The 14,641-nt window shown below is 37.4% G+C and carries 19 protein-coding genes and 1 tRNA gene; 7 read left to right on the top strand and 13 right to left on the bottom strand.

Features of this window, described 5'->3' with window-relative positions:
• Positions 1-150: 150 nt before the first annotated feature.
• The 3 genes from FFM68_RS03155 to FFM68_RS03145 all read right to left on the bottom strand — a co-directional run bounded on the left by FFM68_RS03155 (position 151) and on the right by FFM68_RS03145 (position 1,276).
• Positions 151-384 (bottom strand): lipocalin/fatty acid-binding family protein, encoded by a 234-nt coding sequence (locus tag FFM68_RS03155; protein WP_137617987.1) that lies wholly within the window; start codon positions 382-384, stop codon positions 151-153.
• Positions 385-460: 76 nt separating this feature from the next.
• The gene (locus tag FFM68_RS03150; protein WP_137604226.1) at positions 461-661 is read right to left on the bottom strand and encodes a cold-shock protein; all 201 of its coding nucleotides are present in this window, start codon (positions 659-661) and stop codon (positions 461-463) included.
• 330 nt (positions 662-991) lie between these two features.
• The gene (locus FFM68_RS03145) at positions 992-1,276 is read right to left on the bottom strand and encodes a DUF1905 domain-containing protein (RefSeq protein WP_137617986.1); all 285 of its coding nucleotides are present in this window, start codon (positions 1,274-1,276) and stop codon (positions 992-994) included.
• Positions 1,277-1,569: 293 nt separating this feature from the next.
• On the opposite strand from FFM68_RS03145, the gene FFM68_RS03140 reads away from it, so the two are divergent.
• From FFM68_RS03140 to FFM68_RS03115, 6 genes are all read left to right on the top strand, one after another.
• A complete protein-coding gene (locus tag FFM68_RS03140; RefSeq protein WP_137617985.1) occupies positions 1,570-2,220 on the top strand; it encodes a CatA-like O-acetyltransferase in 651 nt (216 codons plus the stop codon).
• 196 nt (positions 2,221-2,416) lie between these two features.
• Entirely contained in the window at positions 2,417-2,662 is a 246-nt protein-coding gene (locus FFM68_RS03135) for a toxin-antitoxin system, toxin component (protein ID WP_137617984.1), read from the top strand.
• A gap of 132 nt (positions 2,663-2,794) precedes the next feature.
• The gene (locus tag FFM68_RS03130) at positions 2,795-3,103 is read left to right on the top strand and encodes a hypothetical protein (RefSeq protein ID WP_137617983.1); all 309 of its coding nucleotides are present in this window, start codon (positions 2,795-2,797) and stop codon (positions 3,101-3,103) included.
• A 151-nt stretch (positions 3,104-3,254) separates the two neighbouring features.
• Positions 3,255-3,635 (top strand): PH domain-containing protein, encoded by a 381-nt coding sequence (locus FFM68_RS03125; protein WP_137617982.1) that lies wholly within the window; start codon positions 3,255-3,257, stop codon positions 3,633-3,635.
• Positions 3,636-3,723: 88 nt separating this feature from the next.
• Positions 3,724-4,311, top strand: a complete 588-nt coding sequence (locus tag FFM68_RS03120; RefSeq protein ID WP_137617981.1) for a DUF4352 domain-containing protein — start codon at positions 3,724-3,726, stop codon at positions 4,309-4,311.
• 131 nt (positions 4,312-4,442) lie between these two features.
• On the top strand, positions 4,443-5,039 hold the full coding sequence (locus FFM68_RS03115) for a hypothetical protein (protein WP_137617980.1): 597 nt from the start codon (positions 4,443-4,445) through the stop codon (positions 5,037-5,039).
• On the opposite strand, the gene FFM68_RS03110 is transcribed toward FFM68_RS03115, so the two are convergent.
• Positions 5,008-5,259, bottom strand: a complete 252-nt coding sequence (locus tag FFM68_RS03110; RefSeq protein WP_137617979.1) for a hypothetical protein — start codon at positions 5,257-5,259, stop codon at positions 5,008-5,010. The two genes, FFM68_RS03115 and FFM68_RS03110, sit on opposite strands and share 32 nt — an antisense overlap.
• Before the next feature lie 256 nt (positions 5,260-5,515).
• Between FFM68_RS03110 and FFM68_RS03105 the strand changes: the two genes are divergently transcribed.
• Entirely contained in the window at positions 5,516-6,643 is a 1,128-nt protein-coding gene (locus tag FFM68_RS03105) for a tyrosine-type recombinase/integrase (RefSeq protein WP_239585045.1), read from the top strand.
• 66 nt (positions 6,644-6,709) lie between these two features.
• Here FFM68_RS03105 and FFM68_RS13070 read toward each other — a convergent pair.
• From FFM68_RS13070 to FFM68_RS03065, 9 genes are all read right to left on the bottom strand, one after another.
• Positions 6,710-6,806: transfer RNA gene (locus FFM68_RS13070), tRNA-Sec, on the bottom strand.
• A gap of 148 nt (positions 6,807-6,954) precedes the next feature.
• A complete protein-coding gene (locus FFM68_RS03100; protein WP_137617978.1) occupies positions 6,955-7,311 on the bottom strand; it encodes a DUF1622 domain-containing protein in 357 nt (118 codons plus the stop codon).
• 456 nt (positions 7,312-7,767) lie between these two features.
• On the bottom strand, positions 7,768-9,570 hold the full coding sequence (locus tag FFM68_RS03095; protein ID WP_137617977.1) for an FtsX-like permease family protein: 1,803 nt from the start codon (positions 9,568-9,570) through the stop codon (positions 7,768-7,770).
• Between the two features lie 12 nt (positions 9,571-9,582).
• A complete protein-coding gene (locus tag FFM68_RS03090) occupies positions 9,583-10,335 on the bottom strand; it encodes an ABC transporter ATP-binding protein (RefSeq protein WP_137617976.1) in 753 nt (250 codons plus the stop codon).
• A 76-nt stretch (positions 10,336-10,411) separates the two neighbouring features.
• Positions 10,412-10,771, bottom strand: coding sequence for a YxeA family protein (locus tag FFM68_RS03085; RefSeq protein WP_137617975.1), 360 nt, complete (start codon positions 10,769-10,771; stop codon positions 10,412-10,414).
• 205 nt (positions 10,772-10,976) lie between these two features.
• Positions 10,977-11,522, bottom strand: a complete 546-nt coding sequence (locus tag FFM68_RS03080; RefSeq protein ID WP_137617974.1) for a CD3073 family putative ECF transporter S component — start codon at positions 11,520-11,522, stop codon at positions 10,977-10,979.
• Between the two features lie 56 nt (positions 11,523-11,578).
• The gene (locus FFM68_RS03075; protein WP_137617973.1) at positions 11,579-12,067 is read right to left on the bottom strand and encodes a CD3072 family TudS-related putative desulfidase; all 489 of its coding nucleotides are present in this window, start codon (positions 12,065-12,067) and stop codon (positions 11,579-11,581) included.
• Positions 12,068-12,098: 31 nt separating this feature from the next.
• On the bottom strand, positions 12,099-13,472 hold the full coding sequence (gene selA, locus FFM68_RS03070) for an L-seryl-tRNA(Sec) selenium transferase (protein ID WP_137617972.1): 1,374 nt from the start codon (positions 13,470-13,472) through the stop codon (positions 12,099-12,101).
• A gap of 15 nt (positions 13,473-13,487) precedes the next feature.
• Positions 13,488-14,612: an aminotransferase class V-fold PLP-dependent enzyme gene (locus FFM68_RS03065; RefSeq protein WP_137617971.1), complete on the bottom strand. Its 1,125-nt coding sequence runs from the start codon at positions 14,610-14,612 to the stop codon at positions 13,488-13,490.
• Between the last annotated feature and the right edge of the window lie 29 nt (positions 14,613-14,641).

The following is a 14,641-nucleotide window of genomic DNA, read 5'->3' as shown; positions in this document are numbered from 1 at the left end:
CAATAAAAAAGAGAACACCGAAATGTTCTCCTGGAATTTGATTTACCATTGATGAATAAAACGCTTAGTTACTGCAGAATTTTATAGGTATACTAAACAAAAATTTTTAGCTGTTAGTTGGATCATTTTCTAATAAAATAATCTGACCTGTTAAAAATTCGTTTTAGGATCAATTAGCTCGCTGTAACTAATTACCGTCGTAAAATCGATTAGGTCAGCTGTTTCACTTTTTATAATCTTAACGACAGCAGAATTATTCAGCTTATTTTTGACAATCCCGACTTGCGTTTCCTTTTTATATTCGAAAAATACTTCTTGACCTAGCAAGAAGCGCTCCCCTAAAAAAGAGGGTTGTGGAGATTTGAATCCATAGGTGTTGGCCATTTGAATATCCTCCTTCAAATATTAAAAAAAAGAAGATCGTTTCCGATCTCCTTCATCATCTAGCGATAAATAATTCTTAGTCTTTTACAATGTTTGAAGCTTGTAAGCCACGTTGGCCTTCTTCAACATCGAAAGTCACTGCTTGACCTTCTTCTAAAGATTTGAATCCTTCACCTTGGATAGCTGAGAAATGAGCAAATACATCATTGCCATCTTCACCAGTGATAAAACCAAAACCTTTATCTGCATTAAACCATTTTACTGTACCTTTATTCATAATAAGTACCTCCAATTACACATCAAGTGTGTTTATTTGTAATAAAGAATGACGTGTAATAAAAAAGTATCTTAAAGTATATAGATAACCACCTAGTCACATATCAAAGTATTACTTAGTAACCATAACATGATTGGCTGCTAAAAGCAAAGAAACATGAACATTATTTGATTTAAATCTTTATAATATTAAGTTTTATCTTTTTTCTTAATAATTAGAGACAAATCCACTTTTGTGTTTTTTATTTTTTCGATAGAATCTGCTCAGAAAAAAATTTGATTTTATGCTTATCTAATAAAAATACGAACTTTCAAAAAAAACTGAATAAACCTAATCGATAGCTTGAACCGTGACTTTGACGGTATCGCGGATTTCTTTATTCAACTGTTTGCGAATATCTTTTCTGATTCCTAAAATGTAACAAATACTGCCGTCTGCATTTTTTACTCCCATATTCACAATACTTCCTTGATAGTCAATCCCATCAAATGTTGCTTGAACTTTGACGCGGCCTTTATTAAATTCGGTTCGAACATCGTAAGGGAAAATAACATACGCTCCGCCTTTTCCAACTTCTGAGGCATATATTTTCGATTCAAATTTGTATTCTTTCATTCGTAAACACTCCTTTGCTTTTGATCATTGCATAGGTTTTGCAACAATGTAGTTCTTATCAAACAGATTATAGCATCATTGAATCTCAGCTGCTAAACTATCTTTGTCCCTTTAAATCAGTCATCCTTACAAATCTGAACAAATTGTTTCAGCTAGTTTCTTAAATTCTTTGTTTTCCCTAGATAATTTGTTAAGATAGAGCTGAAAAAAATAGCACAAGGAATGATCTAATTGAAAAAATCAGATGATCTATCCTCCTAACAATCCATTTTTTATTATTAGGAGGAATCTCTATGACATTTAAAATAATCAACTTAGCTGAATGGGAACGGACCGAAGTTTTCAATCATTTTTTAACTCAACAAACATCTTTTAGTATGACTAAAGAAATCGAGGTCACCCACCTCTACAATTACCTAAAGGAAAATGAACACTCTTTTTATTCCGGTTTCATCTATTTAGTAACGGCTATCGCCAACCAAAAAATCAATTTTCGGCTAAGCTTCAATCGCGAAGGTCAAGTTGGCTATTGGGATCACTTATTGCCGATGTATACGATTTTCGATAAAAAGACCCATCAATTCTCAACTTTAGCAACGGAATACTCGCTGGATTTTCAAACGTTTGAGAAAAATCATCGCACTGATCTAGCAACATTTAGTAATACGGGAAAATTATTTCCGCAAGCGACCTTGCCGGAAAATGTCATTAATATCTCTATGATCCCATGGACTTCGTTTACAGGATTTAATTTGAATATAAACAATGATCAGCCTTACCTTTTACCAATCGTAACTGGTGGAAAATTTGTTTTTCTCGACGATAAAATTTTTCTACCGATAGCTTTGCAAATTCACCATGCTGCATGTGACGGTTTTCATGTTGCTGATTTTCTTAATCTCTTTGAAAAAATGGCAGCAAATCCGCAAAATTATTTTGAATAAATTCGTAAAATAAAATTCTGGGACTGTGACACCACTCTTGTCACAGTCCTTTTTACTACTATTACTGGTGAAAAACGGCTTTTCCGAAAACAAGTTAAGATTTCTTGAAGCCCCACCTCTGCCTCTTTTGGTTTGCATCCTCAGCCCCCCTTACTTTGCTCCACTTGTGTTACACTCTACATAAGAGGTGAATTTTATGTTAAAAACACAAATTGATGTGATTTCTCTAATGAAATCTGTTTCACTACGCGTCGCTGACTCTTTCGACAGCGCTTCGGTGATTGCAGAATTCGAAACACCTAAAGAATTACTAGACTATTCCGAAAAAAACTTTGATTTAATCTCAGCTGAATTTTTGGAATCCTTTCGTAAAGATTTTCAAGATGCCTATGTCACTGAATTAATTAAACAATTAAAAGAACAAAGCGTTCCCTTCGATTAGACTCTGTGACAGAGTCTTTTTTTAGTGGAAAAATCAGAACTCGATTTTTAGCTATTTTGCAAGACTATTCGTGCATTTTGTAAACATTCTGTGCTATATTCTTTTCATATAACTATGAAACGAGGTTCGATTATGCCATTTTTAGTACTATTGATTGATCTTTTTGCAGCACTAATTTATTTCTTTCAATTAAATACGCAATCTCACAGCGCAAACTTTGTAGGATTGATCATCCAGACTTTAATAACACTGATATTGCTGGTCATCACCTTTAAATATAAAGGAAAAAGATATGCTAACATCCAACCAGTCTTTTTCATGAAATACCTTTCGATCAGATACGCAATAATCGTTATTTCAACTTTGATTAATCTAGTTGTCTTGTTCCTGTATTTTCTAAACTTTTTAGGAATCAATAATGTGATTTTTGCTGGATTTTAACTTTATCGGCTAATAACTCGATTATGAAGAAAGTTAATCTTCATGAGTGCCAGAACAAAGATTCGATTAAAAAGCCCGTGCGGACACACGGACTTCCACTCATTTCTGAGCAATTATGACAAATATATTATATCAAAAAAGGAGTTTTAACATGGGATTATTCGATGGTTTAATGGGAAATGCAACCCAACATAGCAACGAGGCGATAGAAAAAGAATTACAAGATGTTTTGATCTCTAATGAAAGAGTAGATCTAGCTTTTAAATTGGTGCGTGATCTAATCGTTTTTACGGACAAACGGTTGATACTTGTCGATAAACAAGGAGTCACTGGAAAAAAAATAGATTATAAATCCATTCCGTACAGATCAATTTCTCGTTTTTCTGTGGAGACAAGCGGACACTTCGATTTAGATGCCGAATTAAAAATTTGGATTTCAAGCGCTGAGTTGCCTGCAGAAAGCCTGCAATTCCGCAAGGACAAAAATATCGTAGCTATTCAACAAGCATTAGCTGCTGCTGTCTTACAGTAAAAAACAAAAGCCCGTGCTGTAACACGGACTTCCACTCATTTCTGAGATACACATTAACAATATTATATCAGAAATGGGGCGTTAAGAAATGAAAAAAATTGTTTTGGGATTAATTGCTACAATGGCTATAGTTGTACTTGGTGGTTGCTCGTCTGGTTCAGATGAGACGACTTCTAGCTTGGAAACGCAAGTATCTGATTTAAAAACGGAAAACTCTGACTTGAAGAAGAAAGTTACCGCTTACGAAGGTCTTCTAGGGTTGGATGAGACAGATGACTCTGAAGAATCTTCAGATGTTAAAGATAGTGATTCCTCATCTAACGAACTGTCTCTAAATGAGGAAGGATCTTTCCAAAGTGGTGAAAAAATTAGTATTAAATCTATTGAAGAAAATCCAAATCTTGAATTGTATGAACCAAAAGATGGCGAACACCCTGTGATTGTGACTGCTACCGTTGAGAACACGTCATCTTCACCATTATCATTTAATTCACAAGCCTTTGATTTATACGATGGTAATTCTGAGTTATGTACATTTGATGCGAGCACATATGATAATAACATTCCAAACAGCATCGCATCTGGAAAGAAAGCAACGGTGATTATTCATTATTCAGCAAAAGGTAACGGTCCCTATTCAGTTACATTTGGAAATGCATCTTGGTCTCAAGATTAACTCCCTGGTCATTCACTTGATAATTTTTACTGACAAGAAAAAACACACGCCGCTCTCCCCTACCAAAGTTTGAGTGGCGTGATCACATAAAAAAGTCCGAATAAAAATTCGATACGATAGGAGGCGATTAATTGTTAATTGTTGAGGGGATATATTATTTCAAGGATGAACTCCTTCAAGGAGGCGGAAATAAATATAATATTATTCTTGATGTAGACAGTATTTCTGAAAACGATATGCCTATTGCAAGAAGTAACGAACTGATTTTATCCCAAATTCACCTGACCTATAAAATTCCATATCAAGAATTATCACCTTATTTCCAAGTACAAAATATTACAACTGTTTATTCACAAAAACGAATAGATATCCTTACTAGTATCGTGGAAGATAGTGATTTTTCCAGAAATTTCATACGAGGTCTAAAGTTAGCGTATAGTCCCGATCTCGAGGATTCGGGGAACAGACTAGGCGTTGCTTTAGAGATTCTAGTGATAAAAATTCTTAGTCGGGAAGAAATTCCATATAATCCTGTGGCTACATTAGGCACGTTATTAAGCTTACTTCGGAAAAACGTTGAAATATTTGCTGAGGATTATCAAAAATTTAACGTTGCAAATAAAAGTCGCATTAAATCTAGCCACCACAAAGACGATAGGTTTACAAAAGAAGACGCTACTATCCTATCTGATACCATTATCTATATTGCAGAGACTTATTTTTTATAGCAGGAATCCAATCATACACATAATCTAGATAGTTTTCCACAATGTTTGGTGCGACATTATACAATCTGGCTATATAAACCACATATTCTTTTTCCCAATCATGGAGGTCATCAAAGTTTATGACAGGAGTCTCATGGTCAAGTCGTCCCCATTCACCGGAAAGGCCCACAAACGTATCCATTATCGTTTCAATATTCTCTCTTGATAACTCGATAAGCATTTAGTTCACCTCAATTGGACGGTTTTTTATAGTCCAATTATATCATCATAAATAAAAAAACACACCCACGTCTATCTTGGCGGACTGAGTGGCGCGATCACATAAATTCTGCACCCTTAATGGGGCTTCTTTGTCATATTTTACCTTATATATGCCTGCCTATGCAAGATAAGGAGAAAAATTATGGCAACATTCAAGCAATATACAAAAAAGAATGGTGAAAAATTATGGCAATTCAAAACTTACTTAGGTGTCAATGGAAGTCACCGGCAAGCAAGAGTCTGCCAACAAAAGGGGGTATAAATCGAAAAAAGATGCTCAAGCAGCCTGTAAAAAGCTCGAGCTAGATTATCAACAAAAAAAAGACTCTAAACAAAAGCCACACACGTATCAAGAAGTTTATGATCTTTGGATTATCACTTACGAGAAAACTGTAAAAGAAAGTACCTTTTCAAAAACAAAAGAGCAGTTCGCCTTACACATCCTACCTGTTTTCAAAAAAATGTATGTAGATAAGATTACACTCATACAAGCACAACAATTTGCGAATGATATGTCTGAAAAGCTAGTCTCTTATACACAAATTATAAGCAATGCTTCAAGAATAATAAAGTTCGCAATGAACTTGAACTATGCTTTTTCAAATCCTTTTGATCGTATTACCCGTCCCAAGGTAGCTGAAGAAATTGAGGATGATGTAGTTTCAAATTTCTACACACGAGAAGAACTGAATCGTTTTCTCTCCCTCGCAAAGAAAGAACTCGACTTAAAGAAATATGCATATTTTAGAGCTATTTCTTACACCGGTCTAAGAAAAGGCGAAATGTTAGCATTAACATGGGAAGACATCGATTTTGAACAAAAAACGCTCCGTGTTTCAAAGACTGTAACAGTCGGAAAAGATCGCCGACTTTACGTAGGACCGCCAAAAACGAATAAATCAAAACGGGTGATTGCCATTGATGATGAAACCATCGCTATTTTAAAACAATGGAAAAAAGATCAGATCAAATTTTATTCTAAAATTGGTATTTCTACATTCAAGTCAAAACAATTGATTTTTTCCAATATAGAAAATGGATTGATTACCTTATCTCAACCACGAAAATGGCTAGATTCAATAATTTATAAGTATCAATTAAAAAGGATTACTAACCACGGTTTCAGGCATACCCACGCCACCTTATTACTTGAAGCTGGTTGTTCAATGAAGGATGTTCAAGAACGGTTAGGACATGCAAATATACAAATTACAATGAACCTATATGTTCACCTTACCGAAACTCGGAAAAGAGAAACCGTCGATAACTATGTTTGTTATTTAAATTCTTCCAATGAAAATCCTGAAAAATCAGAACTGGTTAAAAAGCTGGTTAAAAAATAAAAAAATCCGATAAACGAGGTGTAGAATCGCTCTACATCAACGTTTATCGGACTTGATTTCTTATATTGGCGGGAATGTGTAGGAATCGAACCTACCTAAGAAGCTCTTAACTCCTCATACTGGTTTTGAAGACCAGAGGGAACACCAGAACCCATCCACTCCCGAAACAAAACAATCATACCATTCATTTAAATGAGAATCAATAACAAATCACAAAGAAAACAATTGGGGCAAGCTGCTGCTGGCTATTATTTTATGAACTACGATCATTGATTGCTCAAGTAACAAGCAAAAGTTCATCGTTCTTTCAATCACTGCTTGCCATCATCAGAAAACTCGCTGATCTCTTTATTCAAGAAATAAGAAATCATCGTACGGATAAGGACGATTAGCGCCAACTTAATGATATCTTGAAAGGTTGGATTGATGATCGATTCGATGATATCTGCTACAATCAAAAATTCTAAGCTTAACAAAATATAACTGCCCAAATAAGCTTTGATGTATTTATTTTTATGCAAAACAGACGCGAAGTCTTTTTCTTTTTCACGAATCAATTTGATAAAGGAAAAAAACGCACCAACTAAAATAATGAAGATCGATAAACTATTCAGCAGCAAAACAATCGAATGAAAAAACTGTTGGATAAACTTTTCAAAAACAACCATATTTTCCCCGCCCTTCTCCTCATTTTCCTAGCTGAAATAATTACTCAATCAATACATTGTCACTTTGGCATAATAAAATTTATCTTTTCTTAGTACCTTTTAAGTCAGCAATAAGCTTTGCTAGTTAAAGTGAATATTATAACTTAAGACGACTACTTACCGAAAGGATGATTCTTATGCCAAAAAATTTAAGACAAAATGCCCGCGTCTTTTTAAAAGATACGTTTTACGATTTATCGATTTTACTTCTATCACATTTAGTTTATCAAACAATCGCTCAATTATTAAATTAATATGCCCTACGCAATTGACTCGCTAAATCTGCATAAGTAGATTTTTTCAGCCCAAGAATGATCTCTGGCCTGCTCGGCTTTGTCTTATTCCCTAAAAAAAAAAAACGGGAGTATGACAAACTCTTGTCATACTCCCGTTTTCCGAATGCACGGTGACTTCTTGCTAAACTTTTTGTTTCATCACAATCCCTGTATAGATCCAGACCGTCAATAAATAATAGATAAAATATAGAACAAAGAAAATTAAGAATGGTAGCCAAAGGTTGTTGTATGGTTCACTTAATAATGATTTGAACATCTGCAACCCAAACAAGACATGTGTCACACCTAAGAGACCTGGAACTAAGAAAAGGATCCCGATTTCTCGGCGGATTGATTGCTTCAAAAGATTGCGGCGTGTACCGATTTTTTCTAGCATGCTGTAGCGTTGGATATCGCTTTTTGCACCAGATAAGATCTTAAACATGAGACAACTTGCCAACATTGTTAAGAAGGCAATCCCTAAGAAGAATCCCATAAATTCAAAACCTGAGAAGACTGCGTTAGACATTTCATACACTAGCGTTTTTTGGCTCATACCGTTCATGTTCTTATCCAACGTTGGATTTTTACGGAAATTTTCGTTGGCTATCTCTTTCAGTGCACCTTTGTCTTTCATGAAATCTGCAACAGTGATCAAACGTAGCTGAGTGACTTCACCTGGCAGAGCAGCAAACTCTTCGCTAGTTACGAATTGATGCTTCTTCGCGCTTTGTTCGGGTAATTCTAGCGAACGCAATTGATCAGCCGCAGTTGCATCAGCAGCCAATTGTTCTCCGGTATAATGGATTTTTTTTACTTTACGACCTGTTCCGAACTCTTTCGCTATGAAAGGTGTCTGATCAAACTGTCCACGGTCATAATAAATCGTGTCTGCGTCTTCTTTTTGTTGATATGCAATATCAGCAGTAGCTTGAATTGTTCGCAGATCAGATGAGCGGAAGCTCTGACCATTGTTTAAAACTAGATCATACGTTGTCGTAGCTTCCGTCATTTTCATGATTTCATTGTGAAAACCCAATCCAACAGTAATTGCACCCAATGCCAGCGCAAAAAGCATCGCTACCATCGACAAAATCCGGGTGTAATCTTGGATTCGAAAACTTAATTGTGCTAACGTAAAACTATTCAGATTCTTTAACGCGATATTCTCACGTCGCTTCAAAAGAGCTAAAACAAAGATCAAAATCGAATGGAATACTAAATACGTCCCCAAAATAATTGTAACTAAAGCGATGATCAGTGCTAAAAAGGCTAACTGCATCACTTGTGCCATCATGAAATAACCGATGGCCAAAAATAAGATTCCTGCGATCACTTCCAGCCCTAAAGTTACAGGCTTACGATTGGCTGGCAATGGGGTTTCACTGGCTCTTAATAAACTCAAAATAGGTTTTTTCACGATCGTCATGGCATTTACTATCGCTGCCAATAAAAAAATAGCAGTGAAAAAAATCAATGTGAACAGCACTGCTGAAGAATTGATTGCTGTAAAGTGAGTAATCTTAATATCTAATTGTTGGACTAACAATTGTTGAACGATACCGCTTAGACCAACGCCTAAAACTGTTCCTACGATCGTAGCGCTGACACCTACAACAAAAGTTTCAATAAAAATCAGTTGCGCTATCTTGCGCCCTTTGGCTCCTAGCATCATAAACATCGCGTAATCTTTTTGCCGCATTGTCATCAAAAAGGAATTGGCATATACTATATAAACGAAGGTAATGATTGAAAGCAATACAGTTCCTAGATGAAAAATAATCACCGTTGCTGAGATCATCGAATTGTTTTCTAAAAAATTTTTGTTAGTAGCCATTGCTTCAAACATATAAAAAATCCCCGAAGCCACGACTAAACCTGAGAACAGAACGACATAATCGCGCAAGCGCGCTTTAATACCGGTCAGTGATAATTTTAAAAGCATGAAAATCTCCCCCTACTGTTCCAAATTCCCAAGAATACTTAAAATCTGGCGATAGAAAGCTTCTCGTGTTTGATTTTCACGTTTGACCTCTTGATAGATCACACCGTCTTTAATGAATAAAATCCGTTGACAGTAACTTGCGGAAAATGGGTCATGAGTTACTAAAAGAATCGAGACTTGATCTGTTTGATTCAATTCTTCCATCGTATCTAACAAATCTCGCGCGCTGTTTGAATCCAGTGCGCCCGTGGGTTCATCGCCTAGTAAAATTGTCGGCTGAGTCACTAACGCCCGCGCAGCTGCCACCCGTTGTTTTTGTCCACCAGAGATCTGAGCCGGATAGCTAGTTAAAATACTGTCGATTGATAAGCGTTGCGCGACTTTTGCTACTCGCTGATGGATTTCTTTGCTTTTAACTCCTTGCAGCGATAATGGAACGGCGATATTTTCTGCTGCCGTCAAATTTTCTAATAAATTGAAGTCTTGAAAGATAAAACCGATCTCATGACTGCGGAAATCTGCTAGTTGATTGCCGGATAATTTGGTCACATCGGCTTGATTGATCTGAATCTGTCCTGCAGTTGGTTTATCTAGTGTTGCTAGTAGATTCAGTAAGGTTGATTTACCTGAGCCTGACGCTCCCATAATCCCGATAAATTCACCTTTTTCTACCTCAAAAGAAATTCCTTTTAAAGCTTCTGTTTTCTTCTGATTTCCTTTTCCATAAGTCTTCTTTACTTCATTAACTGTTACGATTTTTTCCATGTCTTCACTCCCATTTCTTATCACAAAACCGATTTTCAGCAAATCGATTTCAGTTTTTATTATGCGTATACAAGAATCAAGCGCCTAGTTTGGCTAATGCTTTTTTCGGTACTTCTTTTTGTGGGACTTCTTCATACGAAGTCACGCCTTTTTGTTTGTTCCAAGTTACTTTGAGAAAAGCTTCCCTTCGCAACGGACGATCTTTTGCCGCATTGAATTTTAGTTCTTTTTCTTTGCCCTCGTCATCATATCCTGGCAATGAATATTTATAATCGACATAAGAATTGCCGCTATCGTCTTTACTATCGATTCGTTGGCCATCTGTAGTGATCTGAACATAGTATTCATCCCCACTAGACACAACTTTTTGTGCTATTTGCAGACCGATAAACGCGATGACGACCACACTAACCAATCCAATCAAAATTTTTTTCATAAGTGATTACCCCTTTATTACTTTCTAAAGCAACTATACAAAAATTCTAAACTACTAACCATTGAAAGAGCCTAGCTTCAACTAACAATTTTGTCATCTCGAAAAAAATATAAAAAATAAGCTAGCCTCAACATGATTATCTGTTGATACTAGCTTATTTCAATATTCTCAGACTAAGCACTTTAGCCTTTGAATCTGCTCATGCTCATTTTACTGCAAAACGTTTCATCTGCGGTAATTTGATAAACCAAGCCACTAATAGACACGAAACGATTTTATCGACGACATTCCCGGTTACAGCTCCCCAATACGTTGCGCTGATCATTTCTTTTCCAGAAGCTCGTAACGCCATGATGACGATGTCTGTTCCTGATCCAGTGAATCCACCAAATAGAGCTAAACGAATAGGTGCGCCGATCATTGGACAAATAAATGCTAACAAAATACCAGCAATCAATGCTTGCTTATAACCAAATCCTTTTCTAGCTACAAGCGCCACTACGATTGCTACTGCCATATTGACCAAAGCAAATGGAATCGATAACGGTCCGCTGATTAAACCCATCAATAAATTCGTCGTTACACCTGTTAAAATCCCATAACCCATCCCAAAATTTGCTGCGATAAAAATCGTACCCATCGTATCTAAAAACAATAAGGGAATTTTCATCATTGCCACTGCTTCACCTAAAACGACATTTAATACGACTGCAATGGCACACATCGCGATCACTTTTGCTTTACTATTCATTTTTCTACTCCTCATAACAAATCTTTTTTTCTGGTACTGCACAACTAATTAACCGTCTAGCATTTTTCTAAAAATCTGTGTAACTTTTCTTTAAATACGCCTTCACTGTCCTCACTATACCAAGTTGGTACTTCCAAATAATCTGTGTTGAGCTGTGCTTTTTGGCATTTTTCAAAAAACTCTTCCATCAAGACGCCACGTTGTCCACTGATCGAACAATTCGGGCTTTCGTTGATTCCAATCACACCGAGGTAGTGATAACCTTCTGCTTGGTAGGCTTGAATCTGCTGAATGATCGGTTGCAACATCTGTTGACACTGCTGACGAAAATCTGGCAAAGCCGCGTATTCCTCGTAAGACATTGGCGGACGATCACCGCCTAAGACCAAAAATTCTGGACAAGGCAGTTGAATAATCGCAATCCCGCGACTTAATAGGTCGATTGCAAACGGAAATGCTCCTCGTGCTCGTTCCAATCCATGGACCACAGCATTTTGGTTCAAAATACAATGAGATACAGCAACTAATTGTTTTTGTGGTTGAATGATTTCACCCCCTAGCTCTGAAATTTTTTTATCAAAAAATGTCTTGCAAACTAGCTTGGATCAGTGGGAATTCTTCGAACGCAATCGTGCGCAGATCTAAGTAATTGCAGTCATTTTTTATCCGAGTAATGATTGGTGTTGCTGATAGTCGCAACTTTTCTTGTAAGACATCTGCAGGAACCTGGTCACTGCTCAAGCTAATAGCGTATGTCGGCAATAAATGTTCTGGATAAGAACCGCCACCGATTTTACTGTTATCTTTTTCAATCGTTACATTCAATCCCGCGATTGGTTGCAATAATTCTGCAAGCTCTGTCGCCTTATTTAAACAATCTGCTTCACTTAAACTGATCATTTGTAAAGTAGGGACATTTTTTATCGCTTCTTTTTCATCAAGATACAATGCTAACGTTGCTTCCAATGCGCTCAAGGTCATCTTATCGATTCGTAATGCCCGCAACAATTGGTTTTTCTTCATCTTTTCGATGTATTCGCGTTTGCCCACAATGATCCCTGCTTGCGGACCGCCGAGTAATTTATCTCCGCTGAACGTGACGATGTCACAGCCTTGCTCCAAAACTTCTTTGACTGTTGGTTCATACGGCAGACCAAAAGGACGCATATCCAATAATAAGCCGCTGCCTAGATCATTGATCAACGGCAACTTGTATGCATGGGCCAATTCGGCTAAGTCGTTTAATTCAGGACTTTCAGTAAAACCGATGATCCGATAATTACTCGTATGAACTTTCAAAATCGCACCGGTCTCCTCCGTTAACGCCGTTTTATAATCAATCAGATGGGTCTTGTTGGTTGTTCCTACTTCTACGATTTTCCCGCCGCTTGAAGTAATGACGTCTGGAATCCGAAAGGCTCCACCGATCTCAACTAATTCCCCTCGCGAAACCAAAACTTCTTTTTCTTGGACCAAGGTACTCAAAACCAATAACACTGCCGCAGCATTATTATTTACGACTAAAACATCTTCTGCTCCTGTGAGTTTTTTCACGATTGAAACTAAGTGACTATAACGAGAACCACGCTTTCCACTAGCTAGATCAAATTCTAAATTCGAATAGTGGAAGCTGGTTTTCAATACTTGTTCTTGGGTCTGCGCACTTAATGAAGAACGTCCTAAGTTAGTATGAACGACAGTCCCGGTTCCGTTGATCACTCGCCGCAAAGAAAATTGTTTTTCGGCTAATTCTTTGTGGATCAGCGCCAAAATCGCAGGTTGATCGATCACTGATTGCCGCGAGCCGGCGACTACTTCTTTTCGGATCGTCGCTAAAACTTGTTGTACTGCCTCTTTTGCTTTTCCATGTGGATAGCTAGAATCGATTTGCTTTAATAAAATATCGACTGAAGGCAAATTTGCTAAAATTTGTTGAATTTCTTTTGACATATTTCCCCTGCTTTCTCAGCGTGAAGCCAGATTTTTTAATGCCGCCAAGACTTGATCGAGCTCCGTCTTAGTAGTAAAACTCGAAAGTGATAAACGGACGGTTCCGCGATCAGCTGTTCCTAACGCTTCATGCATCAATGGTGCACAGTGATAGCCCGGACGTGTCGCAATTTGATATTCCTCCCACAATAAATCGCTGACAACGGCTGATTCCGCATCTTTGATATTGATCGAAAAAACATCCACTCGCGAATTAGTGAAATCTCCGTAAATCGTCACCCCAGCGATTTTTTGCAGTTCTTGATAAAAATAATCTCCTAGTTTCATCTCTTTCTTTTGTTCTTGCAGCCATTGGATCCCTGCGGCTAAACCAGCCAGACCTGGGATATTTAATGTGCCTGCTTCTAACAATGTTGGCAGTTCTTTTGGCTGGACTTTTGAAAAAGATTGCATCCCGTCGCCGCCTGTGATGACGGGTTCGATTGGTAATTCTTTTAACAGACAAACACCACCTGTACCTTGTGGACCATACAAAGATTTATGACCCGTGAAACAAACAGCGGCAATTTTTCCGTCAGTCAAGTCAATTGGGACGACCCCGGCTGTTTGGGAAGCATCAATGATCAAATACAACTGATGTTTCTCGCAAAAGTCTTTGACCCATTCAAGCTCTAGACGATTGCCAGTCACATTGCTGGCATGATTGCAGATTACGGCTTTCGTTTCCGGTCGGATTTTTTCAGCAAACTGCTCGTAATTTAAACGTCCAGTACCCGCTTCACTCGTTACTACATCGAAACTGACACCTTGCGCTTCTAATTGGTACAGCGGGCGTAATACTGAATTGTGTTCCCAATCTGTTGTAATTACGTGATCTCCAGGATGAATCAACCCTTTTAAAACTTCATTTAACGCAACCGTAGCATTATTCGTAAACGCTACTTCATAGCGCTGGTCTGCTTTAAACAAGTCTTTGATTTTGTTTCGCGCAGCTTCTGCCACCCGAAAACCGGCTAAAGAATAACCATGTGCACCACGAGACGGATTGCCGTATTCACCTTGCAGGATTTCCATCACCGCTTCAGCTACTACCGCTGGTTTTTGTGCAGTTGTGGCAGCATTATCTAAATAGATCCCCATTCATTGAACCTTCTCTCTTTACGTTCATT

It is taken from the genome of Enterococcus xiangfangensis (genome assembly GCF_005405365.1).
Taxonomy (GTDB): Bacteria; Bacillota; Bacilli; order Lactobacillales; family Enterococcaceae; genus Enterococcus_A; species Enterococcus_A xiangfangensis.
The sequence above is the reverse complement of the archived record's forward strand: the minus strand, read 5'-3'. Positions and strand labels throughout refer to the sequence as shown.